This is a genomic window from Henriciella algicola (assembly GCF_003576245.1).
GTDB lineage: Bacteria > Pseudomonadota > Alphaproteobacteria > Caulobacterales > Hyphomonadaceae > Henriciella > Henriciella algicola.
Map to the genome: position 1 here is coordinate 1,276,883 of NZ_QWGA01000003.1, position 21,728 is coordinate 1,298,610.

Annotated in this window: 27 protein-coding genes; 11 read left to right on the plus strand and 16 right to left on the minus strand. The window is 61.3% G+C overall.

The features are described 5' to 3' along the window. Nucleotides 1-103: 103 nt before the first annotated feature. Genes D1222_RS06780 through D1222_RS06795 form a run of 4 tightly spaced genes read left to right on the plus strand, consistent with a single transcriptional unit; the run spans nt 104 to nt 2,793 of the window. Entirely contained in the window at nt 104-1,345 is a 1,242-nt protein-coding gene (locus D1222_RS06780; protein WP_233348541.1) for an NAD(P)/FAD-dependent oxidoreductase, read from the plus strand. Nucleotides 1,346-1,361: 16 nt separating this feature from the next. Next, nucleotides 1,362-1,682, plus strand: coding sequence for a 2Fe-2S iron-sulfur cluster-binding protein (locus D1222_RS06785; RefSeq protein ID WP_119453427.1), 321 nt, complete (start codon nt 1,362-1,364; stop codon nt 1,680-1,682). A gap of 9 nt (nt 1,683-1,691) precedes the next feature. Next, complete coding sequence (locus D1222_RS06790; protein WP_119453428.1) at nt 1,692-2,477, plus strand: thioesterase family protein; 786 nt, start codon at nt 1,692-1,694, stop codon at nt 2,475-2,477. Between the two features lie 55 nt (nt 2,478-2,532). Then, nucleotides 2,533-2,793, plus strand: coding sequence for a hypothetical protein (locus tag D1222_RS06795; protein ID WP_119453429.1), 261 nt, complete (start codon nt 2,533-2,535; stop codon nt 2,791-2,793). Here the strand turns inward: D1222_RS06795 and D1222_RS06800 are convergent. The 8 genes from D1222_RS06800 to D1222_RS06835 form a co-directional block, all read right to left on the minus strand. After that, complete coding sequence (locus D1222_RS06800) at nt 2,790-3,332, minus strand: hypothetical protein (protein ID WP_119453430.1); 543 nt, start codon at nt 3,330-3,332, stop codon at nt 2,790-2,792. The genes D1222_RS06795 and D1222_RS06800 overlap by 4 nt on opposite strands. A gap of 107 nt (nt 3,333-3,439) precedes the next feature. Continuing rightward, complete coding sequence (locus D1222_RS06805; RefSeq protein ID WP_119453431.1) at nt 3,440-3,847, minus strand: F0F1 ATP synthase subunit epsilon; 408 nt, start codon at nt 3,845-3,847, stop codon at nt 3,440-3,442. Between the two features lie 103 nt (nt 3,848-3,950). Next, nucleotides 3,951-4,748 (minus strand): hypothetical protein, encoded by a 798-nt coding sequence (locus tag D1222_RS06810; RefSeq protein ID WP_119453432.1) that lies wholly within the window; start codon nt 4,746-4,748, stop codon nt 3,951-3,953. A 75-nt stretch (nt 4,749-4,823) separates the two neighbouring features. Further along, on the minus strand, nt 4,824-6,620 hold the full coding sequence (atpD, locus tag D1222_RS06815) for a F0F1 ATP synthase subunit beta (RefSeq protein WP_267896080.1): 1,797 nt from the start codon (nt 6,618-6,620) through the stop codon (nt 4,824-4,826). Between the two features lie 12 nt (nt 6,621-6,632). Further along, nucleotides 6,633-7,517 carry a F0F1 ATP synthase subunit gamma gene (locus D1222_RS06820; protein ID WP_119453433.1) on the minus strand — a complete coding sequence of 295 codons (885 nt, stop codon included), beginning with the start codon at nt 7,515-7,517 and terminating at the stop codon, nt 6,633-6,635. Nucleotides 7,518-7,543: 26 nt separating this feature from the next. Further along, complete coding sequence (gene atpA, locus D1222_RS06825; RefSeq protein WP_119453434.1) at nt 7,544-9,079, minus strand: F0F1 ATP synthase subunit alpha; 1,536 nt, start codon at nt 9,077-9,079, stop codon at nt 7,544-7,546. A 7-nt stretch (nt 9,080-9,086) separates the two neighbouring features. Further along, nucleotides 9,087-9,647, minus strand: coding sequence for an ATP synthase F1 subunit delta (atpH, locus tag D1222_RS06830; RefSeq protein WP_119453758.1), 561 nt, complete (start codon nt 9,645-9,647; stop codon nt 9,087-9,089). A gap of 169 nt (nt 9,648-9,816) precedes the next feature. Then, nucleotides 9,817-11,985, minus strand: a complete 2,169-nt coding sequence (locus D1222_RS06835; protein ID WP_119453435.1) for a primosomal protein N' — start codon at nt 11,983-11,985, stop codon at nt 9,817-9,819. A gap of 104 nt (nt 11,986-12,089) precedes the next feature. Between D1222_RS06835 and D1222_RS06840 the strand changes: the two genes are divergently transcribed. Further along, a complete protein-coding gene (locus D1222_RS06840; RefSeq protein ID WP_119453436.1) occupies nt 12,090-12,986 on the plus strand; it encodes a tyrosine recombinase XerC in 897 nt (298 codons plus the stop codon). A 31-nt stretch (nt 12,987-13,017) separates the two neighbouring features. Further along, nucleotides 13,018-13,401, plus strand: a complete 384-nt coding sequence (locus D1222_RS06845; RefSeq protein WP_119453437.1) for a YidH family protein — start codon at nt 13,018-13,020, stop codon at nt 13,399-13,401. A 3-nt stretch (nt 13,402-13,404) separates the two neighbouring features. On the opposite strand, the gene D1222_RS06850 is transcribed toward D1222_RS06845, so the two are convergent. The 4 genes from D1222_RS06850 to D1222_RS15720 all read right to left on the minus strand — a co-directional run bounded on the left by D1222_RS06850 (nt 13,405) and on the right by D1222_RS15720 (nt 16,152). Continuing rightward, nucleotides 13,405-14,142 carry an enoyl-CoA hydratase/isomerase family protein gene (locus D1222_RS06850; RefSeq protein WP_119453438.1) on the minus strand — a complete coding sequence of 246 codons (738 nt, stop codon included), beginning with the start codon at nt 14,140-14,142 and terminating at the stop codon, nt 13,405-13,407. Nucleotides 14,143-14,229: 87 nt separating this feature from the next. Continuing rightward, on the minus strand, nt 14,230-15,084 hold the full coding sequence (locus D1222_RS06855; RefSeq protein WP_119453439.1) for an SDR family NAD(P)-dependent oxidoreductase: 855 nt from the start codon (nt 15,082-15,084) through the stop codon (nt 14,230-14,232). A 35-nt stretch (nt 15,085-15,119) separates the two neighbouring features. After that, nucleotides 15,120-15,584 carry an ASCH domain-containing protein gene (locus D1222_RS06860; protein WP_119453440.1) on the minus strand — a complete coding sequence of 155 codons (465 nt, stop codon included), beginning with the start codon at nt 15,582-15,584 and terminating at the stop codon, nt 15,120-15,122. Further along, nucleotides 15,574-16,152: a hypothetical protein gene (locus D1222_RS15720; RefSeq protein ID WP_182481885.1), complete on the minus strand. Its 579-nt coding sequence runs from the start codon at nt 16,150-16,152 to the stop codon at nt 15,574-15,576. Before D1222_RS15720 ends, D1222_RS06860 begins: the two co-directional genes overlap by 11 nt. 42 nt (nt 16,153-16,194) lie before the next feature. Here D1222_RS15720 and D1222_RS06870 point away from each other — a divergent pair, with 42 nt between their 5' ends. Next, on the plus strand, nt 16,195-17,424 hold the full coding sequence (locus D1222_RS06870; protein ID WP_119453441.1) for an FAD-dependent oxidoreductase: 1,230 nt from the start codon (nt 16,195-16,197) through the stop codon (nt 17,422-17,424). Here the strand turns inward: D1222_RS06870 and D1222_RS06875 are convergent. Further along, nucleotides 17,421-17,672, minus strand: a complete 252-nt coding sequence (locus D1222_RS06875; protein ID WP_119453442.1) for a DUF2312 domain-containing protein — start codon at nt 17,670-17,672, stop codon at nt 17,421-17,423. The two genes, D1222_RS06870 and D1222_RS06875, sit on opposite strands and share 4 nt — an antisense overlap. Nucleotides 17,673-17,830: 158 nt before the next feature. Between D1222_RS06875 and msrB the strand changes: the two genes are divergently transcribed. Both msrB and D1222_RS15725 read left to right on the plus strand, forming a co-directional pair. After that, the gene (msrB, locus tag D1222_RS06880) at nt 17,831-18,361 is read left to right on the plus strand and encodes a peptide-methionine (R)-S-oxide reductase MsrB (RefSeq protein WP_119453759.1); all 531 of its coding nucleotides are present in this window, start codon (nt 17,831-17,833) and stop codon (nt 18,359-18,361) included. A 62-nt stretch (nt 18,362-18,423) separates the two neighbouring features. Then, nucleotides 18,424-18,573 carry a hypothetical protein gene (locus tag D1222_RS15725; RefSeq protein WP_182481886.1) on the plus strand — a complete coding sequence of 50 codons (150 nt, stop codon included), beginning with the start codon at nt 18,424-18,426 and terminating at the stop codon, nt 18,571-18,573. Here the strand turns inward: D1222_RS15725 and D1222_RS06885 are convergent. From D1222_RS06885 to D1222_RS06895, 3 genes are all read right to left on the minus strand, one after another. Further along, entirely contained in the window at nt 18,570-19,127 is a 558-nt protein-coding gene (locus D1222_RS06885; protein ID WP_119453443.1) for a hypothetical protein, read from the minus strand. The two genes, D1222_RS15725 and D1222_RS06885, sit on opposite strands and share 4 nt — an antisense overlap. Before the next feature lie 50 nt (nt 19,128-19,177). Beyond that, nucleotides 19,178-19,657: an MmcB family DNA repair protein gene (locus D1222_RS06890; RefSeq protein ID WP_233348542.1), complete on the minus strand. Its 480-nt coding sequence runs from the start codon at nt 19,655-19,657 to the stop codon at nt 19,178-19,180. A gap of 125 nt (nt 19,658-19,782) precedes the next feature. Continuing rightward, a complete protein-coding gene (locus D1222_RS06895) occupies nt 19,783-20,544 on the minus strand; it encodes a Bax inhibitor-1/YccA family protein (RefSeq protein ID WP_233348543.1) in 762 nt (253 codons plus the stop codon). Between the two features lie 251 nt (nt 20,545-20,795). Between D1222_RS06895 and D1222_RS06900 the strand changes: the two genes are divergently transcribed. Both D1222_RS06900 and thpR read left to right on the plus strand, forming a co-directional pair. Further along, on the plus strand, nt 20,796-21,128 hold the full coding sequence (locus D1222_RS06900) for a DUF2853 family protein (RefSeq protein ID WP_119453445.1): 333 nt from the start codon (nt 20,796-20,798) through the stop codon (nt 21,126-21,128). A gap of 54 nt (nt 21,129-21,182) precedes the next feature. After that, on the plus strand, nt 21,183-21,722 hold the full coding sequence (thpR, locus tag D1222_RS06905) for an RNA 2',3'-cyclic phosphodiesterase (RefSeq protein WP_119453446.1): 540 nt from the start codon (nt 21,183-21,185) through the stop codon (nt 21,720-21,722). Nucleotides 21,723-21,728 lie beyond the last annotated feature (6 nt).

A 21,728-nucleotide genomic window follows, 5' to 3' on the forward strand; every position in this document is an offset into this window, starting at 1 on the left:
GCGGACGCGAATACATCCAGATGGCGTTGGGGAATGTCCGCGATGGCTTGAAAAATCGTGACGCCTGCGTCATGAATGCGCGCAATTAGGGAGGAGAACAGGTTTGGACCTGTCGACAGCAAAGAGCATCGTGGTCATCGGCGGCGGCCAGGCGGGCGCGCAGGCGGTTCAGTCGCTGCGCCAGTTTGGCTATGAAGGTGAGATCACGCTTGTCGGCGACGAAGCGGCCCTGCCGTATCAGCGTCCTCCCCTCTCCAAGGCCTATATGAAGGGCGAGCTGGCCGAGGACCGGCTCTATTTCAAACCATCGGCCTGGTATGAAGACAACAAGGTCGAGACGCTGCTTTCACAGTGTGTTGAGAAGATCGACCGCGCCAATCGCCAGGTCCTTCTGCAGCATGGCGGGCATCTCGATTATGACGCCGTGATCATCGCCACCGGGTCCCGCCCACGTCCGCTGCCGGTGGAAGGCGCTGACCTTGAGAATGTGTTCGAGCTGCGCGGCCTTTCCGATGTGGAGCATATCCAGCCAAAGATGATCCCCGGCCACAAGCTTGTGATCGTAGGCGCAGGCTATATCGGCCTCGAAGCAGCCGCTGTGGCGCGCCAGCTGGGCCTTGAAGTTACCGTTCTGGAGATGGAGCAGCGGGCACTCGCCCGTGTGACGAGCCCGGTTATCAGTTCTTTCTACGAAGCGCTTCATATGGAGCACGGCGTCGACGTGCGCTGCGGTGCGCGTCTCGGCAGCCTCAAGGGCAAGGACGGCAAGCTGACCCATGCGGTGCTGGCCTCCGGTGAGGAGATCGAAGCGGATATGGTGCTGGCTGGCATCGGCATCCTGCCAAACATTGAGCTCGCGCAAGATGCGGGTCTGCCCTGCAAGAATGGCATTATCGTCGACGAGGATGCGCGCACCAGCGACCCGCGCATCTTTGCGGCCGGTGACTGTACGGTCCGGCCGCTGGCGCACTATGCGCGTACGGGGCGGCTTGAGAGCGTGCACAATGCGATCGAGCAGGGAAAGCTCGCGGCAGCGGCCATTATGGGTAAACCACGCCCGGCGCTGGACTGTCCGTGGTTCTGGTCTGACCAGTACGATATCAAGCTACAGATTGCCGGACTGTCGCAAGGCTATGACGAGATCGTCGTGCGCGGCGACATCAAGGCCAAGAAATTTGCCGCCTTCTATAAGAAGAATGGCCGCCTTATCGCAGTGGATGCCATTAATAGCCCGCCGGAATTCATTGCATCGAAACGACTGATCATGTCTGGTGCAACCGTTGCGTCAGAGACGCTTGAAGATACATCCATCAGCATGAAGGAAATCGCGGCTGCGGCCGCCTGAGGAGACAGGAATTATCATGCCGACCATTACCTATATCGACCACGACGGTACCGAGCGCCCTATCGAGGCGAAGAACGGCGAGACCGTGATGGAAACCGCCATCAAGAATTCGGTCCCGGGTATCGATGCCGATTGCGGCGGTGCCTGCGCCTGCGCAACCTGCCACGTCTATGTCGATGAAGCCTTCATGGACAAGGTTGGCCAGCCTGAAGAAATGGAGCAGTCGATGCTCGATTTCGCAGAGAATGTTCAGGCCAATTCGCGCCTGTCCTGCCAGATCCAGATTTCCGACGAGCTGGACGGCCTGCGCGTCAAGACGCCGGAAAGCCAGCACTAGGCTTTCGTTGTGCAATACAGTGAACTGATTGCCGGGCTGCAACGCGGCCAGGCCGGGCGTATTGAAGCGACCATTCCAGAAGACTGGATGCAGGGCCGCACCACTTATGGCGGGCTGACGGCAGCGCTTTGCCTTGAGGCGGCGCTGGAGCTGGTGCCCGACATGCCGGTGCGGTCAGCGCAGGTCGCCTTTGTCGGCCCGGTCGGCGGTAAAGTCGTGATTTCGCCGACGATCCTTCGGCGCGGTAAATCATCGGCTTTCGTCAATGCAGATCTCGTCAGTGAAGACGGCGTGATGGCGCGTTGTATCTTCACCTTCGGGGCCAAGCGCCCATCGCAGATCAACAGGACGTCGATCGTGCAGCCAGAGGTCGAGGGACCAGAGGCCTATCCGTCCTTTTTCGGGTCTGGCCGGCGCCCCAACTTCGCGCACAATTTCAATGTGCGTCTGGCCAAGGGCGAGCCACCTGTCAGCGGGTCTGAGCGCGGCGACATTACGCTATGGCTTCGCCATAAGGATGAGGGCGCGCTCTACAATGCAACGACGCTGTTATCGCTCGCCGATGCACCGCCGCCAGCGGCCATGTCCATGATGACCGAACCGGGTCCAATCAGCTCCATGACATGGATGGCGGAATTCCTGAGCGATGAGATCACCACGACTGAAGGGTGGTTCCTTGTTCATCATGAGGCGCAGGCGACGCGCGACGGCTATTCCAGCCAGGCGATGCGTCTCTGGAACGCCGAGGGCGAGCCGCTGATGATCGGCCGCCAGACGATTGCTGTTTTTGCCTGACTGAGGCGAGAGCGCCGTTCGGGCAACCGGGCGGCGTCTCAGGCGTCTCATCAGCATGAAAGCGCCCGACGACACACTTTACATCATCTACCTGCGTAGCCCTCAGAGCGTACTCAAGCCGGAGGAGTTTGAAGGCCTGCGCCAGCTCGATGACGGGCTTTACCTTCTGCGGTCCAGCCAGAGCCGCTCAAAGGTGTATCACGCCATAAAGCGCGCGGCATTGCCGGAAGGCCTGCTCGTCGCGCCGTTGGAAGACGATCCAAAATTCAAGGGAATGCAGGACGGCGCGCTGAAATGGCTGCGCGCCGCCGGTTAGGTGCCGGGCGTCACGATGGCAGTGACCTTGGTGTAGGTGCGGCCATCCGGGGTCTGGGCTTCTGACGGTCCTGAGAATTCAATCGCTGTGCCCCGGCCAGAGACGAGCCGCGTGCCCGCTGCATCCGCAGAACTCTCGCGGAAACCCTTGGACTTTGCGGCGTTCGCCGCCACCTCAAGTGCCGTTTCGGCGGGGAGCCCAACCGCGATGACTTCGCAGCGATCATAGGGGTCTAGCTGCATCTGGACGAGGCCTTCGGCAAGCTGCCAGACGGGCAGGGTGTCGCTCGAGACGACCGGGATCTTGTTGTCATCGATGAGGCGGATGCGGGTTGCGCCTTTCATCTCGAACTCAGCGAAGCTCTGCTTGCCTTCGATGGCGGGTGCGCAATGGGCGGTGACAGCATCGGCAAAGGCCTTGAAGCCCGCGCTTTCATCGATATAGGCGCCATCCTTGTAGTAGGCGCGTTCCTCTTGCGAGACGCAGGCCGTGGCCAGTAGCGCAGTGCCCGCGAAAAGGGCGAGGTGTCCGGTTTTCATTATCTTGTCTCCCCGTGTGTGCGGGGAGGATGACACAAGACCTGCAGATACACAAAGACCGCCCGTTTCGGGGCGGCCTTCTAGAATTCTGGATTGCCGAAGCGATCCTAGTGGACAATCGCTGATTTGAGGTCGCTCAGATAATCGACCTGCGCTTTCAGCGTGGCGGCGTGTGGGCCTTCCTTGCCTTCGGCAGCCAGCTTGTTCTTGGCTTCTTCCAGCTCAGCATCGACCTTGGCCGTGTCGACGGTGGAGAGGTCCACGGCTTCTTCGGCCAGGATGGTGAGGCCAGCTGGCGTCACGTCGGCAAAGCCGCCGCGCACGAACAGGCGCATCTTGGTCGTGTCATTCTCAAGAACGCGGACAACGCCATTCTTCAGCGTGGTCATGAAGGGTGCGTGATTCACGAGAACGCCGAACTCACCCTCGGTGCCGGGCGCGATCACGTGATCGACCTCGCCAGAGAAAAGCTCCTTGGCGGGCGAAACGAGAGAGAAGTGCAGCTTGCTGGCCATGAAAGTACGTCCGAGTTAATTGCTGCGGCCTGAATACAAGTCTGAGCGCCAATGTCTACCGGGACTTGCTGTCGCGGTGTGGGCTGGCAGGGCCTGTCGTCGTTCAATGCCTGAGCAGGAAGAGCGTGGAGTGGGGAGAGGCGCTATCGGTCTCGCTTGCGGCATAAGTTATGGAGTAGGTGTCCCCGCCGAATTCGAATGACTTCAACATGCCGTGTAGTGGGCCACAGCGCCCGGCTTCGCGAAGACGAAAGCCAGTGCGGAAGACCTCAAAATTCTGACCTTCGTGTGCCCCACAGATAAATAGGCGGCCTGCGTCGAACGACCTGTCCTTATTCTCGAGCCAGTCATAGATCGCATTTTCGGGCACGGTTATCTGCGCGCGATCACTACCATCGGCATAAAGAGACGCGCAGGACTTATCACCGAAGGCGAACTGCACTGGAGCTGAGTCCGCCGAGGCCAGTTGCTGCGCGGTGTCGCTGAAGTCCAGAACCTCCGGCTGGACCATTATTTCCTCAACATGCTGCGCAAAAGGCGTACTGCCGCCGATCACCGCCACACGCGTCCGAAGGGTGAACGCGTTGCGTAATTGCGACGTATCGAACTCGGCCGGTTCAAGGTTGCTATTGGCGGGGTCAGAAATAAAGGGCTCAGGATTGTCGGCAGACAGATAGTTCAGACAGGTATCGAGGGATGATGCGATCCACTCCTTATAGGCGCCCAGATCAGCCGCACGTTCCTGCATTACGGCGAATGGTTGACTGTTTCTGGGGGCTGGTGCGGCGCTTTGCTGGCCGCTTTCGCTATTGTCGCAAGCCCCCAGACCGATGGTGGCAAGAAGACAGATAATGGAAACCCCAGCCTTCGCGTTTTTCCTCAACATGCCGGAATTGCCCATATTACCCGTCAAACGAAAACAGCCGCATCATTTCTGATGCGGCTGTAGACTTCAATCGAAAGTTGCGAAGCCTGACTAGGCGTCTGCCATCATCTTTTCGGCTTTCTTCATGGCCTGGTCCATGCCGCCGACCATGTAGAAGGCTTGCTCTGGCAGGTGGTCATAGTCGCCAGCGATGAGGCCTTTGAAGCCCTTGATCGTGTCTTCGAGCTTGACCTGCTCACCAGGCGAACCGGTGAAGACCTCAGCAACGTCGAATGGCTGCGACAGGAAGCGTTCGACCTTACGGGCGCGGGCCACGACGAGTTTGTCTTCTTCAGACAGCTCGTCCATGCCGAGAATGGCGATGATGTCCTGAAGTTCCTTGTAGCGCTGCAGGATTTCCTGCACGCCGCGGGCAACTTCATAGTGCTCTTCACCGACGACCATCGGGTCGAGAATACGCGACGTGGAGTCGAGCGGGTCAACAGCCGGGTAGATACCCTTTTCCGAGATCGCGCGGTTAAGAACCGTGGTCGCGTCAAGGTGGGCGAACGAGGTGGCTGGTGCAGGGTCGGTGAGGTCGTCAGCCGGCACGTAGATGGCCTGGACCGAGGTGATCGAACCCTTGGTGGTGGAGGTAATACGCTCTTGCAGGGCACCCATATCGGTGGCCAGCGTCGGCTGGTAGCCCACAGCGGACGGGATACGGCCGAGAAGCGCGGACACCTCAGAACCTGCCTGCGTGAAGCGGAAGATGTTGTCGACGAAGAACAGGACGTCCTTGCCTTCCTGGTCGCGGAAGTACTCGGCCTGTGCGAGACCGGTCAGAGCGACGCGGGCACGTGCGCCAGGAGGCTCGTTCATCTGGCCGTAGACCAGGGTCACGCGGCTGTCGCCTTCGAGGTTGATCACGTTGGATTCGATCATCTCGTAATAGAGATCGTTACCTTCGCGCGTACGCTCACCCACGCCTGCGAACACAGAGTAGCCGCCGAACAGCTTTGCGATGTTGTTGATCAGTTCCTGAATGAGAACGGTCTTGCCGACGCCTGCACCGCCGAAGAGGCCGATCTTGCCGCCTTTTGCGTATGGGCAGAGAAGGTCGATGACCTTGATGCCGGTGACGAGGATCTCAGCCTCAGTGGACTGGTCGACGAATTCAGGGGCTGGCGCGTGGATTGGGGCGCGCTGCTTGGTTTCGACCGGGCCGCGCTCATCGATCGGTTCACCGATGACGTTCATGATACGGCCGAGCGTTTCAGGACCAACCGGCACGCGGATCGGCTCACCAAGGTCTTTCACCGGGTGGCCGCGAACGAGGCCTTCGGTGGAGTCCATTGCGATGGTGCGGACCGTGTTCTCGCCGAGGTGCTGGGCAACCTCGAGGACAAGGCGGTTACCGTTATTGTCGGTTTCCAGAGCGTTCAGGATGTCTGGAAGGTGGCCATCGAACTCAACGTCGACGACGGCGCCGATAACCTGTGAAATCTTGCCAGTCGTGGCGGATGCAGAGCTGCTCATGGAAGGCGTCTCCTTGGGAGCGGATGTCGTTTTGGTCTTTGTGGAAGCTGGCTTTTTGGTTGCCGCCGGCTTAGGGGCAGTATCCTTTTTGGCTGCCGCGGCGATGGCCGGAGCAACATCGGACACCTTGATGCCGCGACGCTCGCTTGCCTGTGCAGGCTTGCAGACGCCGCAGTCGCGGGTGTCCTTCTGGCCGAGCGACTGTGCGGTCGTCTCTGCCTCGGCATAGGTCTTGAACGGCCCATGCCACTTGTCATCGTCATTGGTCTGGTCGCCGCCGACACCCTGGCCGTGATTGCAGTACCGGCAATCGGCCGCGTGCACCCGTGCGCGCTTGTTCGAAAAGTGTTCGTAGACCCAGAAATTCATCGTCTCGTCCCCTTAGAGGGCCTCCGCACCGGAGATGATCTCGATCAGCTCCTTGGTGATCTGGGCCTGACGCGCCCGGTTATATTCCATCGACAGGTCGTCGATCATCTCACCGGCATTGCGGGTCGCATTGTCCATTGCGGTCATGCGGGCCGCCTGCTCACCTGCGCCGCTTTCCAGCATGGCGGAGATGATCTGCGTGTTGATGTAGCGCGGCAGGAGCGTCTCGAGGATCTCTTCCTGTGACGGCTCATAGATATAGGTCGCGCCCTTGAGGTCGATCGTCTCGGCGTTTTCTGGAGCCTGCGCAGGAATGAGCTGCTGGGCGACAGGCACCTGGCTGAGCACGTTCTTGAACTGGCTATAGACGAGGGTGGCGACGTCGAACTCACCCGCGTCGAAACGGCCGGTGATTTCCTTGCCGAGGCCGATACCGGCTTCGGAATAGTCGTTGCCCTTGACGTCAGAGAGGTCGAGGTGGCCGACAAAAAGCTCGCTATAGTCGCGCTTCAGCTGTTCGCGGCCCTTCTTGCCGACCGTCAGGATCTTGACGGTCTTGCCGGCACCAGCGAGCTCCGCGATCAGGCTGCGGGCTTCCTTCACCACATAGGTGTTGAAGCCGCCGGCGAGGCCGCGCTCTGAGGTGAGGACGACGACCAGATGGGTCTGGTCGCTGCCCGTGCCGGACAGGAGTTTCGGGCCGCTGGAGCCTTCACCCATGGAGCCTGCAAGGTTTGCCACAACGCTGGCCATACGCTGGGCGTATGGGCGCGAGGCGGCCGCAGCATCCTGGGCACGCTTCAGCTTGGCCGCTGCAACCATCTGCATGGCCTTGGTGATCTTCCGCGTGGATTTCACGCTGTTGATCCGGTTTTTCAGATCCTTGAGGCTGGGCATCGCTCAGCTCCTGATAGCGTGGCGTCTTAGGCGAACGACTTGGTGAAGTCTTCGAGGGTCGATTTGATCTCGGCTTCGATCTCGTCGGTCAGCGCCTTGTCCTTGCGGATCTTGGCGAGCAAGTCCTTCTTGGCACCGCGCAGGTGGGCAAGAAGCTCCTTCTCGAAGCGCGTCACGTCGCGGACAGGAACCTTGTCGAGATAGCCGCGCGTACCGGCATAGATCACGACGACCTGCTCTTCCATCTGCAGCGGCGAGAATTGCGGCTGCTTGAGGAGCTCGGTCAGGCGCTCACCACGGCCGAGAAGGCGCTGGGTTGCGGCGTCGAGGTCGGAACCGAACTTCGCGAAGGCGGCCATCTCGCGGTACTGGGCGAGTTCACCCTTCATCGAGCCGGCAACTTTCTTCATCGCCTTGGTCTGTGCAGCAGAACCCACACGCGACACCGAGAGGCCGACGTTCACGGCCGGACGGATACCGGAGTTGAAGAGGTCGGTCTCGAGGAAGATCTGACCATCGGTAATCGAGATGACGTTGGTCGGGATGTAGGCCGACACGTCGTTCGCCTGGGTCTCAATGATCGGCAGGGCGGTCAGCGAACCGGAACCGTAGTCTTCGTTCAGCTTTGCTGCACGCTCGAGCAGGCGGGAGTGGAGGTAGAAAACGTCGCCCGGATAGGCTTCGCGGCCCGGTGGACGGCGAAGAAGCAGCGACATCTGACGGTATGCAACAGCCTGCTTGGACAGGTCATCATAGATGATGAGGGCGTGCATGCCATTGTCGCGGAACCACTCGCCGATCGTGCAGCCGGTGAACGGCGCAAGATACTGAAGCGGTGCAGGCTCGGAAGCCGTTGCGGTCACGATGACGGTGTAGTCGAGGGCGCCGCGCTCTTCGAGCGTCTTGACGACCTGGGCAACCGTGGAGCGCTTCTGGCCGATGGCGACGTAGACACAGAACAGCTTCTCGCTGTCGTCTTTCGCAGCATCGTTGGTCTGCTTCTGGTTCAGGATGGTGTCGATACAGATCGCGGTCTTGCCGGTCTGACGGTCACCAATGATCAGCTCGCGCTGGCCGCGGCCAACCGGGATCATGGCGTCGATCGCCTTGAGGCCGGTCATCATCGGCTCGTGGACCGATTTGCGCGGAAGAATGCCAGGGGCTTTTACGTCGACGCGGTTACGGTCTGCGACGTCTGCGATCGGGCCTTTGCCGTCGATCGGCTCACCCAGCGGGTTCACGACGCGGCCGAGAAGACCCTTGCCGACTGGTGCAGCAACAATCTCGTTCAGGCGCTTGACGTTGTCGCCTTCCTTGATGCCGCGGTCGTCGCCGAAGATCACGACGCCGACATTGTCAGCTTCGAGGTTGAGGGCCATGCCCTTCACGCCGCCGTCGAATTCGACGGTTTCACCGGCTTGTACGTTGTCGAGTCCATAGACGCGGGCGATACCGTCACCGACGGACAGGACCTGTCCAACGTCGGAGACCTCAGCCTCGACACCAAAGTTTTCGATCTGGGATTTCAGGATGCCTGAAATTTCTGCAGCGCTGATGTCCATCGAGCCTCTAAGCTCCCTTCATGGCGGTGTTCATACGTTCAAGTTTCGAGGCGACGCTCGCATCGACAAGAGTGGAGCCGACACGCAGCTGGATGCCGCCGATAAGGGCTGGAACCACTTCTGTCTCAAGTTCGACGTCGCTGCCTACAGCCTTTGCCAGTATGGCTTCAAGCTTCTGGCGCTGTTCTGCGGTCATTTCTTCCGCGGTCCGGGCGACAGCCCGCTTCACGCCGCGATGCTTTGCATAAAGCTGGTCGAAGTGGCTGGCAGCGCCGGTAATGTCGCTGGACCGGCCATTCGTCGCCATCGTGGCAAGGAAGTTCGAGACGAGCTTGGACAGCTTTGCAGCACTGGCCAGCGCCTGAAGCGCTTTGGCCTTGTCCTCGCGCGCGAAGGCAGGCGATTCAAGAAGACGGCGAAGGTCTTCACTGTCTGCGGCCATTGCGGTGAGGCTCTTCAGGTCGGAATCGACCGTTGCGAGCTCGCCTTTATCCTTGGCGAGCTCGAACAGAGCGCTCGCATAGCGGCGCGCAGTTTCATTAGCATGGGAGGCGGAAGATGCGGCCAAGACCTTGGATTCCGTCTGTTGGCGGGCGGATGCCCGGAAGTGAAACATAAGGGTTTGGGCCGGCAGGCGATGCCCCGACCCAATGCTTGTGAGGGCGCTTAGCACTTCGTTTCGGCACTGACAACGTGGCTGCAGCGGTTGAATTGCGACCGATTGGCACGCGGGCTGCCTACAAGAAGGAATACGGATCGATATCTGCTGAGATTCTCACAGGGTTTGGGAGCTTCAGCCCCTTTAACCATGCCGCCATGTAAGCCGAGAGATCGACGTCGCGCGGGCTGGTGATGAGAAAGCGGATGCGGTGGCGCCCGCGCAGCAGGGAAATTGGCGCAGGGGCCGGGCCATAGACGGTGACGCCCTCACCGTTTGGCGCGGCGGCGCCCGTCAGGCGGCCTGCTTCTTCGATGAGTTGGGGAGTGGGCGCAGAAAGAACGAGCGCAGCCATACGCCCGAAAGGCGGCAGCATAAGTTCGGCGCGCACATCCCGCTCGATCTGCAGGAAGCCGTCGCGGTCACCGGCGGCAAGCGCGATCATGGCGGGGTTTTCCGGGCCATAGGTCTGGATGAGGGCGCGGCCGGGGCGTTCGGCGCGGCCAGCGCGGCCTGCGACCTGGCTCAGCAGCTGATAAGTGCGCTCGCCTGCGCGAAGGTCGCCGCCCTTCATGCCGCTATCGGCATCGACCACGCCGACAAGGGTGAGGTTCGGGAAATTGTGACCCTTGGCGACGATCTGCGTGCCGATCAGCACGTCGATCTCTCCGCCGGCCATCCGGTCGACAATGCCGCGCGTCTCTTCGCCAGACCGGGCCGTGTCGGATGAAAAAATCTCGACCCGCGCCTGTGGCAGCAGGACGCGGACCTCTTCGGCGACACGCTCCACACCCGGGCCGACGCCCATCAGCGAATCCTTTGCTCCGCACATCGGACAGGCTTCAGGCTTCGGCATCGACCAGCCGGTCAGGTGGCATACAAGGCGATTGGTGTAGCGGTGCTCGGTCAGCCAGCTTTCGGTGCCGGGGCTTTTAAGCCGCTCACCGCAGGCCTTGCAGATAACGAGCGGGGCATAACCGCGCCGGTTCAAGAAAAGGAGGCTCTGCTCGCCAGCCTCGAACGTCGAGACAAGCGCATTAGACAGCGTGGGCGAGAGCCAGTTGCCTTTTTCCGGCGGGTCGAGGCGCAGGTCGACAAGTTCGATATCCGGCAGGCGCGCCGCGCCGGGGCGGGCAGAGAGCCGGAGGCGTTTGTAGCGGCCAGCCTCGGCATTCACCATTGTTTCGAGGGCAGGCGTCGCGGAGGCGAGAACGATGGCAGCGTCTTCGAGCTTTGCGCGCATCACGCCCATGTCGCGGGCATGATAGGTGACGCCGTCTTCCTGTTTGAAAGACGTGTCGTGCTCCTCATCCACGATGATGAGCTTGAGGTTGCAGAAAGGCAGGAAGAGAGCCGAGCGCGCGCCAATCACGATGCGGGCGCGGCCATGCGCGGTCTCACGCCATGTGCGGCGGCGTTCTGCATCCGACAGGCCTGAATGCCAGGGGGCGGGCGGCGCGCCGAAGCGGGCTTCAAAGCGGGCGAGCACGGCCTGCGTCAGGGCGATTTCCGGCAGGAGGACGAGAACCTGCGCATCGTTGGCCTTCTGCAGGGCTTCTGCAATGGCTTCGAAATAGACTTCTGTCTTGCCGGATCCCGTAATGCCATCGAGCAGGAAAGGCTGGAAGCCGCCCTTTGCGATGGCGCGGCGCAGCTCATCGCCGGCTGTCTTTTGCTCGGCTGTCAGATGTTCGCCGCCCTCAAAGCGGGTGGGCTGCGGGTAAGGCAGGTCCGTTTCAACCTCGCGCGCCTCAAGCGAGCCGATATCGACAAGACCTTTCACCACGCCGGGGGAAACGCCTGCCTGTCTTGCAAGTTCTGCAGCGCTGGCCGGGCCAGCTTCGCGGGCGGCATCGAGCACTTTGACGCGCGCTTCGGTCATCCGGTTCGAGCGATAGCCGGTCGGCTCATACACGGTTTCGGTGGGCGATGGCTTCAGACCGCCGCGCGCCCGCAGAACCATGGCAAGCACATGGCCGGGATGGGCCACATTATAGCGGGCGGCAAAGCTCACGAATTTGCGCATCGGCTCTGGCATGGCCGGCACGGGGTAGACGTCGATGACGGGTTTGAGGTCGCGCGTATCGTCCTCGGCGCGGGTCTTTACGGCCCACACCACACCAGTCCGCTCAATCTTGCCGAGCGGCGCGCGCACATAGCTGCCGGGTTCGACATGCATGCCATCGGGAACGGCATAGTCGAATGGCTCTGGCAGCGGCAGCGGAAAGAGGATGCTGGCGATCTTCATCGCCAAGAGGTGTAGTCGCAGCCTGTGTTGCCGTCACCCGTGGGCTTCATGCAGATGTGCGGTCTCAACACCCCCTTAACCCTGCGCGCTGACACTCCATCCTCATGGAAATCCTGTCGGCCTTTCTGGACCATATTGCGCGTGAGCGTCGTCTCGCGGCGAATACGGTTGAGGCGTATGGCCATGACCTCCGCAGCTTCTTTGACTTCCTTGAGGACCATCTGGGCGAGCCGGTCGCCATCAAGGCGTTCAGGCATCTGCATGCCAGTGACATTCGTGCCTTTCTTGCCAAGCGCAGGCGAGAAGGGCTGTCGGATACGTCGGTGGCGCGGGTGCTGTCGGCGATAAAGACCTTCTATCACTGGCTTGATGACCATCATGGGATGGAGAACCCGGAGATCGCCTTCCTGAAGGGGCCGAAGCGCCAGTCTCGTCTGCCGCGCCCGGTCTCAGTCGCGGCGGCGCGGGACATGATCGAGACGGTAGAGGCGAGCGGGGTGGAGCCCTGGGTGGCGGCGCGGGACGCCGCCGTGCTGACGCTGCTCTACGGGGCGGGGCTTCGTATTTCCGAAGCACTTGATCTGAATGGCGACATGGTGCCTGCGCCAGAGCGCCTGCGGATCGTCGGCAAGGGCGGCAAGGTGCGGCTGGTGCCGCTGATCCCGGCAGTGCGGCGCGCGATTGATGAGTATGCGCGGCTTTGCCCATACAGGCTGACCGGTGAGACACCGCTTTTCTATGGCGTGCGCGGCAAGCGTCTGCAGCCCGCCATTGTGCAGCGGGGCGTTCAGGTGCTGCGCGGCGCGCTGGGCTTGCCGGAAACGGCGACGCCGCATGCCCTACGCCATGCATTCGCGACTCACCTTCTTTCAGCAGGCGCGGATTTGCGCGCGATCCAGACGCTGCTTGGCCATGCGAGCCTGTCGACGACGCAGGTCTATACCGGCGTTGATTCAGAGCGTTTGCGGGCCGTCCACGCGGGTGCGCACCCCCGCGGCTGAAACCATCGGGCCGCAGGGCGGTTAGGTTTACATGCCCACGTCAAACGAGCTGGCAGAAGACCGGACCGATCTTGCGAAAGACCGGACCGATTGGGCTGAAGACCGCACAATCCTCGCCAATGAGCGCACCTTTGCAGGCTGGATGCGGACCGGCCTTGCTTCTGCGGGTGTCGGGCTCGGCTTTCAGGCGATCTTTGGCAAGTTCGAGCCCACATGGCTCGCCAAGACCGGGGCGACGATCTTCATCCTGATCGGCGTCGTGATCTTCTACATTGCGTATCGAAAGGCCTGCGAGTTGCAGGAGCGTATGGACTCGCATGCTGCAGAGCCCATGAGCCACAGCAATTTCCGGCTGATCTCAATGCTTTTTATCGCAGGATCGCTGATGCTGAACCTGATCCTCTGGTTTCTCTAGAGGCTACTTCTTCATGAAGGCACCGATACGCGCCTGCATGTCAGGGCCGACGCCTTCATTCTCCAGGATTTCCCATTGCAGGCCGGCATCTATCTTGTCGGCGTCGGTGGCCTCGAGCAGGCGCTTGTTGGCAGCATGGCTGAAGGGCGAGTTTGCGAGGATCTGGCGGGCGAAGGATTCGAGGTCCGCCTCAAAGCTCTCATCGGCAAAGATGGCTTCGCAGAGGCCCATACGCATGGCTTCGTCGGCCTTTATTGTCTCAGCGGTAAACATCAGGCGCTTGGCGGTGGCGATACCGACGCGACGCGGCAGGCGCTGGCTCATGCCCCAGATCGGGGTGAGGGCCCATTTGGCATGCGTGTCGGCGAATTTGGCGGACTCGGCGGCGAGAATGAAGTCGGCGGCGAGGGCGACCTCGAGTGCGCCGGTATAGCAGTGGCCGTGCACGCCCGCGATGACCGGCTTTGGCAGCTTTTCCATCAGGCGCAGCGTCTCAGAATGCCAGCCGCGCGACGGCACGGCTTCGCCTTCAGCGATGTCGCCAAGGTCGTGGCCCGCGGAGAAGCATTTGCCCGCGCCCTTCAGGATGACGCAGCCGACGCTGTCATCCTTGTAGAGGTCACTGACATGGGCGCGTAGTTCCCTGAACATGTCGACGGTCAGCGCATTCAGCTTGTCCGGCCGGTTCAGCGTGAGCCAGCAAAGCCCATTATCATCCTTGCGCGTGACTAGGTCGCCCATATCCGTTCTCCCGATCTGTTGTTTCGGGGGAAGCCTAGAACGGGCGGGCGGCGCTTGGAATGCTGACGCGTGGTCAGGACTCCTGCGTCAGTCGGGCTTTTTCATGCCGAAACGGTTGGCAAAGATGCTGTCGAGCCAACGTTTCGGGATGTGGGTCGGGATCGTCCAGTTGGTGAATTTGTTCGGGACCGGGGCATAGCGCGCCTTGGGGCTGGAATCGCTCAGCGCGGTCTCGATGACTTCGGCGATCTTTTCTGGCGGCAGGCCATCGCGTCCGCCCTTCAGCATCGTGTCGGAGAATTTGGAGATCGGCTCCGCCCAGGCCGAATTGGCATAGGGCTGGCCTTCATTCTTGTCCTCGGCCTTGTCCCAGATCGGCGTCTTTACTGAGCCCGGACCGATGGCGATGGCGTCGATGCCATAGATGATCAGCTCCCGCCGGAAGCTGTCAGTCATGCTCTCAACCGCGTGTTTGGTAGCAGTGTAGGCGCCAAGGAATGGCGCTGCGATGCGCCCGCCGAGCGAGGTGATGTTGACGATACGGCCCGGCTCTCCGGTCCGGTTTCGGTCCATGCCGAGCAGGGGCAGGAAGCCTTGCGTAGCGTTGAGCGTGCCGAAGACGTTCACCTCGAAATGGGCCTTGAACTCATCGGCTGGCTGCAGCGCGAGCGGGCCCATATTGGCGATGCCGGCATTATTGACGAGGCCTGCCAGTTTTCCCCCGCCCAGCGCCTCTGCGACCTTGGCGGCGGCTTTTTCGACATCTTCAGGCCTGGTGACATCCAGCATGAGCGGTTCGATGGCGGGGTTTGCCTTGGTTAAGGCGTCGGCATCTTCCTGCTTGCGCACGCCGGCAAAAACTTTCCAGCCCTGAGCGGCGAGGTGTTCGGCGGCGGCGCGGCCGATGCCGGTCGAGGCGCCTGTGATGACGACGGTCTTCATTCCTGTGCTCCATCAGAAGGCCTGCGGTCGGCCTGCTATTGCTTTTCAGGACTCCAGATAAGCCGGAAGCGTTCGAAGACGATGGGTTCGTCCGGTGAGAAGAAACTGCCCTCGCGGGCGCATTCGCGGTGGAAGTAGGAAAGGTGCGCCGATTGCCAGTAGGCAAGGGAGCGGTCGCCTTCGCCTTCAACATAGGCGAACTCTTCCGTGGCGGCGCTGAACGGCGCGATATCGACCTGCGTCGTCTCGATCACGCAGGCGGGGTGGCCCGCGCCGTCGAGCACGAGGGAAAGGTCGCCGGGTGCGGGCGGGCGCAGGCCCATCGTCTTGTAGAGATTGAGGCGGGATGCGGTTGCCTGTTTGGTCCCGGTCAGGACCAGCGCCAATAGCTCATCGGCGAGCTCTGGTCCGTCCCCGAAGGCAAAGATGTCATAGGGCTGGCGCGCGTCGGCGGTGTCAGCCTGAAAGCGGTCCCATGCCGCCTGCAGGTCAGGCGTCATCCTTGCCGCCCTGGATGACGCGGAAGGCAGGCCGTTTCGGGGCGGGCTCTGGCGTGGGCTCACGCTCCGGCTTTCTGGACTGGGCGGCTGGCTTGGCAGGCGGTGACTTGCGCGGGGTGCGTTTGGGGCGCGCTTCGCCAAGCTCACTGCCGCGGATCACGCTGAACGGAGTGGTTGCGGTCTTTGGCTCGGGCGGCGGCGCTGGGTCTTCGGCGATGTCATCGTCGAGCTGGCGCACGCGGGGTGTGAAGTCCTGCTTCTTCTTCCAGCCGAGCGGTTTGCGCGTCTTGAAGCCGGTGTCCTTGCCGCGCGCCTTCTTGTCGATTTCCTTCAGCTTACGCGTCTGGAGGGCTGACATCGGCTCTTCGAGATTGCCTTTTTCAGGGTCTGCGAAGGCAGAACCGAAGGTCTCGATACGCTGTTCGACTTCTTCCAGGAATTCGCGTTCCCAATCAGAAAGGGGCGGGCCCTCGCCGCGTTCGGCGAGCTCTGCCGCCTTGCGCAGTTTGCGCAGCGCCTTGCGCTTCTTTCTCTCATCGATTTCGCGTGACATCAGTAGCTGAGACATTAGGTCGGTTCAGGTGAAACGCCAAGATCAGGGCGATGGCACATGCAGGTGATTGAAACGGAATGCTGTATCGCTGGCGGCGGGCCTGCCGGCATCATGCTGGGCTATCTGCTCGCCCGGCAGGGCATCGACGTGGTCGTCGTGGAGAAGCACAAGGATTTCCTGCGCGATTTTCGCGGCGATACGGTTCATCCCTCCACCATGCAGGTGCTGCATGAGCTCGGCTTGCTCGAAGCGTTCCTGAAGCGGGACTTCCAGAAGACAGAGCAGATCGGCCTCAATGCGGGCGGACGGCACTACCAGATGGTCGATTTTGGCCATCTGCCGACGGCGGCGAAATTCGTCGCCTTCATGCCGCAATGGGACTTTCTCGATTTTCTGGCCAGCGAGGCGCGCAAGCTGCCCGGCTTCACGCTGATGATGGAGACACGGGCCGAGCGCCTCACCGGGCGCGATGGCAAGGTGACGGGCATCTGCGCCAGCAAGGATGGTGAGGAATTCAAGATCCGCGCGAAGCTGACGATCGCCTGCGATGGGCGCGATTCCACACTGCGCGAGGCTGGCCGTCTGAAGCAGGTCCAGCAGGGCGCGCCGATCGATGTGCTGTGGTTTCGCCTGCCGCGCAATGAGAGCGAGGCGCCAGCTGAGTCGCTGGGCCATATCGCGAAGGGCGGCTTTCTGGTGAGCCTTAATCGCGGCAGCTACTGGCAGGCCGCGCTGGTCATCGAGAAAGACGGGTTTGGGCGCGTCCGCGAGCAAGGGATTGAGGCGTTCCGCGACAAGGTGGCGACCATCGCGCCGGACCTTGCAGATGCGGCTCAGGCCATCGAGAGCTTTGAGGATGTAAAACTGCTGCGCGTCGAGGTGAGCCGCCTGCGCAAATGGTGGCGTGACGGGCTGCTGGCGATCGGGGATGCGGCGCACGCCATGTCGCCTGTCGGCGGGGTGGGCATCAATCTCGCGCTGCAGGACGCGGTGGCCAGCGCGCGGATTATCGGCCCAGCGCTGAAGGATGGCAGCCTGTCATGGACCACGCTGGCAAAGGTGCAGAAACGGCGCGAATGGCCTGCCGAGATTACGCAGGCCGTACAGGTGTTTGCGCATGAGCGCGTGATCATGCCCGCCATAAGCGGCAAATCATCGGGCAAGGCGCCGCTTTTCGTCCGGTTGCTGGACAAGGTGCCCTTGCTGAGGCGCCTACCCGCGCGGGCCATCGGGCTGGGCCCGCGGCCTGAACACTGGCCCAAAAGTCTCGACCAGACGGGCCGTTAGACCTCGCCGAGCGCGATTAGATAGGTTTCGAGGACGGCTTCGGCCTCTTCACGCTCCTGGCGGTCCTGTTTGCGCAGGCGCACGACCTGGCGGAGCGCCTTGGTGTCATAGCCCATGGCCTTTGCCTCGGCGTAGACATCCTTGATCTGGTCAGCGACTTCTTTTTTCTCTTCTTCGAGGCGCTCTATACGCTCGACCGTGAGGCGCAGCTTTTCGCGCGCTGCGTCTGTCAGCTTTCCGTCGTCCATGACCTGCTCCGGCACGTTGAGGTTAATTTGAAGGCGGACTTCTAAAGGCTGTGGAAGCCGAAAGCGACCCTTCGTTGCAGGCATTTTTCGCGCGGCTCTCACCTTTTCCACACGCATTTGTGAGTGGTCGCGGGGCTGTTCAGCGCCATATCGCGATCATGACACACGTCTTCGCAAACATGTCGCGCCGCCGTCTGCTGCTGAGTAGCGTTGCCGGTGGCCTCCTCGCCGCGTGCACCAATGCGCGCAGCTCTGCCGAAAACCCAAGCGCTGCTGAAGCGCAATATGCCGATACGGACTGGCGCACCCTGACCGAAGCAGAATGGCGCGAGCGCCTGCCGCGCGATGCGTTCAACGTGCTCCGCAAGGAAGATACGGAGCGCGCTGGCTCTTCACCGCTGGACGACGAGAAACGCGAAGGCACGTTCCACTGCAAGGGCTGCGACCTGCCGCTGTTCAAGTCAGAATGGAAGTATGACAGCGGCACCGGCTGGCCGAGCTTCTGGAGCTATATTGAAGGCAGCCTCGGCTTCAAGGACGACAACAAGCTGTTCTATACCCGGACCGAGTATCATTGTGCCCGCTGCCTCGGCCATCAGGGACATGTCTTCGAGGACGGGCCACAGCCAACGGGGCTGCGTTATTGCAACAATGGCGTCGCCCTGACCTTCAAGCCTGCAAGCGCCTGATCGCCGGCAAAAAAGTACGCTTTGGCCTTTCGGCCCTGAGGTTCGCCTGCTAGGCGGGCGGCATGGAAAAGCATGACAGTTTCAGCTCGTGGTGGGCCGGTGTGCCGAGCCGCGAGAAGCCGGGCCTCAAAATGCTCGGCATCGTCTTCCTTGTCGTGATGGCGCTTTCTGCGCTCGCGGCGATGATCGTGCAGCTAGTGCTTGGCGGCTAACCCCCGAAAGTGGTGCCGTCGCCTTCCTCATCGGTCAGCATCGTATTTGGATTATTCGGGTCCTTGTGTTCGTAGCCGCGCTGGTCGGGGCTGACGAAAAGGTCCATCTGGCGCGGGTCGGCAGGTTTGCTCTTGCGGGCCCGTTTGCTGCGCGCATGCCGGAAATAGAGGTCATCGGTGTGATCGATTTCCGTCGCCTGTTTCTTCGGCTTCGGCGGCGGCGGTGGACTTTCGGGCTCTGGCTCTGACGGCTTCGAGGCTGAGGCAGCAACCTCGCCGGTGCGCTCATGCTTCAGCTTCCAGTAGGTGACAGCAAGGACCGGCTTGCCGTCGGCATCCTCGTAAATCTGGATGAAGCCCTTTGCCTCACCGGATTCAGCTTCCTTGATCAGGCTCTGCACGTCGGCTGCATCCGGCTTCAGCCACTCTGTCTCCAGCGACAGGATCGGGGTGTCGCCGGCAAGGCTTTCGGCCTCATAGCGCGTGCGTGCGGCGTCCCCGCCTGCCTTCAGGGCGGCGTCCGCAGAAATGGCGAGGGGATAGGCAAGGCTCATGACGTGTCAGCTAGGGAGTCTGTGTGCGGGCGTCCAGCCTCGCCTGCCACCTATTTGGCGGCTTCCGGGGTGAAAGGTTGATGGACATATTGCGTGGCGCGAAGGGCTGCGAGCCGTGCAAAGCGCAGCGTCATCGCCTTGCGCCGGGCGGCTGCAAGCGGCGTTGGCTCAGGCTCTCGCAGGACCGCCCCGCCAAACCCGTCCGCCACGATAAGGCCCGTCTCGTCCGGGATCAGGTCCTTTGGAAAGCCGTGGCTTACCGCAAAATAGAAGCGGTCGCAGAAGGGGCGGTAGTCAGGCCATTTGCCGTCCGCGCGGAAGTCGGCGACGGAGCTCTTGATCTCGACGATCACGATCTCGCCTTTGGGGCCAATGGCGGCCACGTCGGCGCGCCTGCCATTGGCGAGGGTCATCTCCGTCACGCCAGCAAGGTTCATCGCCCCGAACAGTCGGAGGACGCCGCGGCAGATATCGCTCGCGCACGGATTATGTGGGTCGTAGGCCATCAGCGCCCCCACTTTCAGGTTCATGGTCTGTTCTGAGGGTGTCACCAGGCCAGGTCGTCGTCAAGCCGTCTGGGCGGCCCAAGTAGAAACGCCCCCGCAGATGTCTGCGGGGGCGTCCTTGTTCGTCAGGTTCGTATCGACCCGGTGTCCTAGTCTCGCGACATGAAGGACAGGATGATCGTGAACATGTTGTAGAACAGGATGAAGAAGTTCAGGGCACCCCAGTTGGTCATCACCGCCATGGAGCGTTGATCGCCGCCGAAGTGATAATAGCCTTCTTTCAGTTCCTGCGTTTCCCACGCCACGAGGCCGGCCGACAGAAGCAGCACAGCACCCATGATGATCGTCTCAAGCATGCTCGAAGCCGGGAAGAACAGGCTGACCAGTGACAGGGCAATTACGCCCCAGAGCGCCATGATCATGAATGTGCCAATTGGCTTCAGGTCACGCCTCGTCGTGTAACCGAACAGCGATAGCGCTGCGAAGGCTGACGAGGTGATCAGGAAGGCTTTCGCGATGGTCAGCAGTTCCGGTGACATGGTCGTGCCAGCGCGAGAGGCCAGTTCCTGGCCGCCAGTTGCGGCGAATACCCAGATGCCAAGGCCGGCACCGAGCAGAGACACGATTGCCCAGTACATGATGGCTGAGCCGATCGGCGACGGGTTGCGCATGGCAAAGGCCGAAAACAGGATGAGCACGATCGGGCCGAACTGCACGACAAAGCGCAGAGGCGTGCCGAAGACGAGCGCCGTCAGCGGCTCATAGGTGCCGACCGCGAATGCGATCAGGGCAGCCAGGCCGATGCCAAGGGCAAGTTTGTTGTAGACGCCAAGCATGAAGGAGCGCAGGCCCTGATCAATGCTGGCATCCATCGTCCTGCCGTGGGCGACAGATGAGTTAAAGTCGTTCATTTATCCCTCTTTCGAAAGGCCGGCATACTCTCATGCCGATTAGCGATAATATGTGGGAAAGACGCTTCAAGTTCAAGGAGAACCGGAAGTGTTGACGCAAGCGTGATTCGGGCGATCCGTTACTTCGTTTTTTCGCCTCATCAGGGAAAAGAATTCAAGTCTAGTTTGACTTTCGTGAGGTCTAGCGGCAGCATATAGTAGCTGTCGGGGAGACAGTAGGGACGCACAGAAATATTCACGGGGGAAGACATATGGCCGACGCATCGGCGTATGCTGACAACATCAAGAAATACGCAAAAGGTTACAACCAGAAAGCCGCCGAAAAGATCGTTGGTCATCTGGGAATCGCCCTGCGTAACCGGGACTCTTCGCTGGTTTCGTGTTCTGACGAGACCGAGTTGCAGCGGGTTCGCGACAAGTATTGCCGCAACAAGCTTGGCTTGAAAGAGAAGAATGCCGAGGTCGATGCGGCGATCGGCAAGATCTGTGAGACGTTGAAACCGGAAGGCGGAAACAAGTCGCGCGTGACCTTCTATTATCTGCTGGCAGAGCATTTCGGGAAGCTGGACGAACTCGCCGGCTAGGCGAGCTTCCTTTACGCTCTTGATGATAGCGGCGATTAGCTGTCAGCTTGGAGCATGATCAGACTGTTTGCGGGCCTGCCCGTCCCGGGCGACATCGCTGACCGCCTTGAGCCCTTGCAAAAGGGCGTCGATGGCGCGCGCTGGCGTGACCGCTCTCATTTCCACGTTACGCTAGGTTTCTTCGGCGAAATGACTGAGCCAGTGGCCGAAGAACTGGATGCAGAGATTGGCGAGCTGTCGCCGCCTCAATTCGATCTTGAGATCGAGGGTGTCGGCTGGTTCGGCCGCAAGGAGCCGTCTTCACTGTTCGCGACGGTGAAGCGGAGCCCCGTTCTCGATCAGCTTGCGGGCGACTGCCGCAAGGCCGCGGCCCGCATCGGCCTGTCGCCAGATGCAAAGCCCTTCAAGCCGCACATCACGCTAGCGTATCTGAATAATGTCCAGCTGGAGGCGGCCATGACCTGGTCTGAACGCTGGCAGGTGCTTCGCGCAGGGCCCTGGACGGCAGACCGCTTCCACCTCTTCGAGAGCATCACCCGCGAAGGCAAGAAGAGCATCTACGAACCGGTCGCCGACTATCCGCTTGGCGGCTAAGCTGTA

What these genes read in the sequence shown, in the direction of transcription:
- atpA (WP_119453434.1), bottom strand. Translation starts at nt 9,079, where the DNA reads ATGGACATCAGCGCTGCAGAAATTTCAGGCATCCTGAAATCCCAGATC.
- D1222_RS06810 (WP_119453432.1), bottom strand. Translation starts at nt 4,748, where the DNA reads ATGGGCAATTCCGGCATGTTGAGGAAAAACGCGAAGGCTGGGGTTTCC.
- thpR (WP_119453446.1), top strand. Translation starts at nt 21,183, where the DNA reads ATGATCAGACTGTTTGCGGGCCTGCCCGTCCCGGGCGACATCGCTGAC.
- D1222_RS06805 (WP_119453431.1), bottom strand. Translation starts at nt 3,847, where the DNA reads ATGGCCAGCAAGCTGCACTTCTCTCTCGTTTCGCCCGCCAAGGAGCTT.
- D1222_RS06870 (WP_119453441.1), top strand. Translation starts at nt 16,195, where the DNA reads ATGCAGGTGATTGAAACGGAATGCTGTATCGCTGGCGGCGGGCCTGCC.
- atpD (WP_267896080.1), bottom strand. Translation starts at nt 6,620, where the DNA reads ATGAATTTCTGGGTCTACGAACACTTTTCGAACAAGCGCGCACGGGTG.
- D1222_RS06860 (WP_119453440.1), bottom strand. Translation starts at nt 15,584, where the DNA reads ATGACGCCTGACCTGCAGGCGGCATGGGACCGCTTTCAGGCTGACACC.
- D1222_RS06845 (WP_119453437.1), top strand. Translation starts at nt 13,018, where the DNA reads ATGCCCACGTCAAACGAGCTGGCAGAAGACCGGACCGATCTTGCGAAA.
- D1222_RS06840 (WP_119453436.1), top strand. Translation starts at nt 12,090, where the DNA reads ATGGAAATCCTGTCGGCCTTTCTGGACCATATTGCGCGTGAGCGTCGT.
- D1222_RS06900 (WP_119453445.1), top strand. Translation starts at nt 20,796, where the DNA reads ATGGCCGACGCATCGGCGTATGCTGACAACATCAAGAAATACGCAAAA.
- msrB (WP_119453759.1), top strand. Translation starts at nt 17,831, where the DNA reads ATGACACACGTCTTCGCAAACATGTCGCGCCGCCGTCTGCTGCTGAGT.
- D1222_RS06795 (WP_119453429.1), top strand. Translation starts at nt 2,533, where the DNA reads ATGAAAGCGCCCGACGACACACTTTACATCATCTACCTGCGTAGCCCT.
- D1222_RS06835 (WP_119453435.1), bottom strand. Translation starts at nt 11,985, where the DNA reads ATGAAGATCGCCAGCATCCTCTTTCCGCTGCCGCTGCCAGAGCCATTC.
- D1222_RS06785 (WP_119453427.1), top strand. Translation starts at nt 1,362, where the DNA reads ATGCCGACCATTACCTATATCGACCACGACGGTACCGAGCGCCCTATC.
- D1222_RS06820 (WP_119453433.1), bottom strand. Translation starts at nt 7,517, where the DNA reads ATGCCCAGCCTCAAGGATCTGAAAAACCGGATCAACAGCGTGAAATCC.
- D1222_RS15720 (WP_182481885.1), bottom strand. Translation starts at nt 16,152, where the DNA reads ATGTCTCAGCTACTGATGTCACGCGAAATCGATGAGAGAAAGAAGCGC.
- D1222_RS06875 (WP_119453442.1), bottom strand. Translation starts at nt 17,672, where the DNA reads ATGGACGACGGAAAGCTGACAGACGCAGCGCGCGAAAAGCTGCGCCTC.
- D1222_RS06800 (WP_119453430.1), bottom strand. Translation starts at nt 3,332, where the DNA reads ATGAAAACCGGACACCTCGCCCTTTTCGCGGGCACTGCGCTACTGGCC.
- D1222_RS06885 (WP_119453443.1), bottom strand. Translation starts at nt 19,127, where the DNA reads ATGAGCCTTGCCTATCCCCTCGCCATTTCTGCGGACGCCGCCCTGAAG.
- D1222_RS15725 (WP_182481886.1), top strand. Translation starts at nt 18,424, where the DNA reads ATGGAAAAGCATGACAGTTTCAGCTCGTGGTGGGCCGGTGTGCCGAGC.
- D1222_RS06850 (WP_119453438.1), bottom strand. Translation starts at nt 14,142, where the DNA reads ATGGGCGACCTAGTCACGCGCAAGGATGATAATGGGCTTTGCTGGCTC.
- D1222_RS06895 (WP_233348543.1), bottom strand. Translation starts at nt 20,544, where the DNA reads ATGAACGACTTTAACTCATCTGTCGCCCACGGCAGGACGATGGATGCC.
- D1222_RS06855 (WP_119453439.1), bottom strand. Translation starts at nt 15,084, where the DNA reads ATGAAGACCGTCGTCATCACAGGCGCCTCGACCGGCATCGGCCGCGCC.
- D1222_RS06890 (WP_233348542.1), bottom strand. Translation starts at nt 19,657, where the DNA reads ATGAACCTGAAAGTGGGGGCGCTGATGGCCTACGACCCACATAATCCG.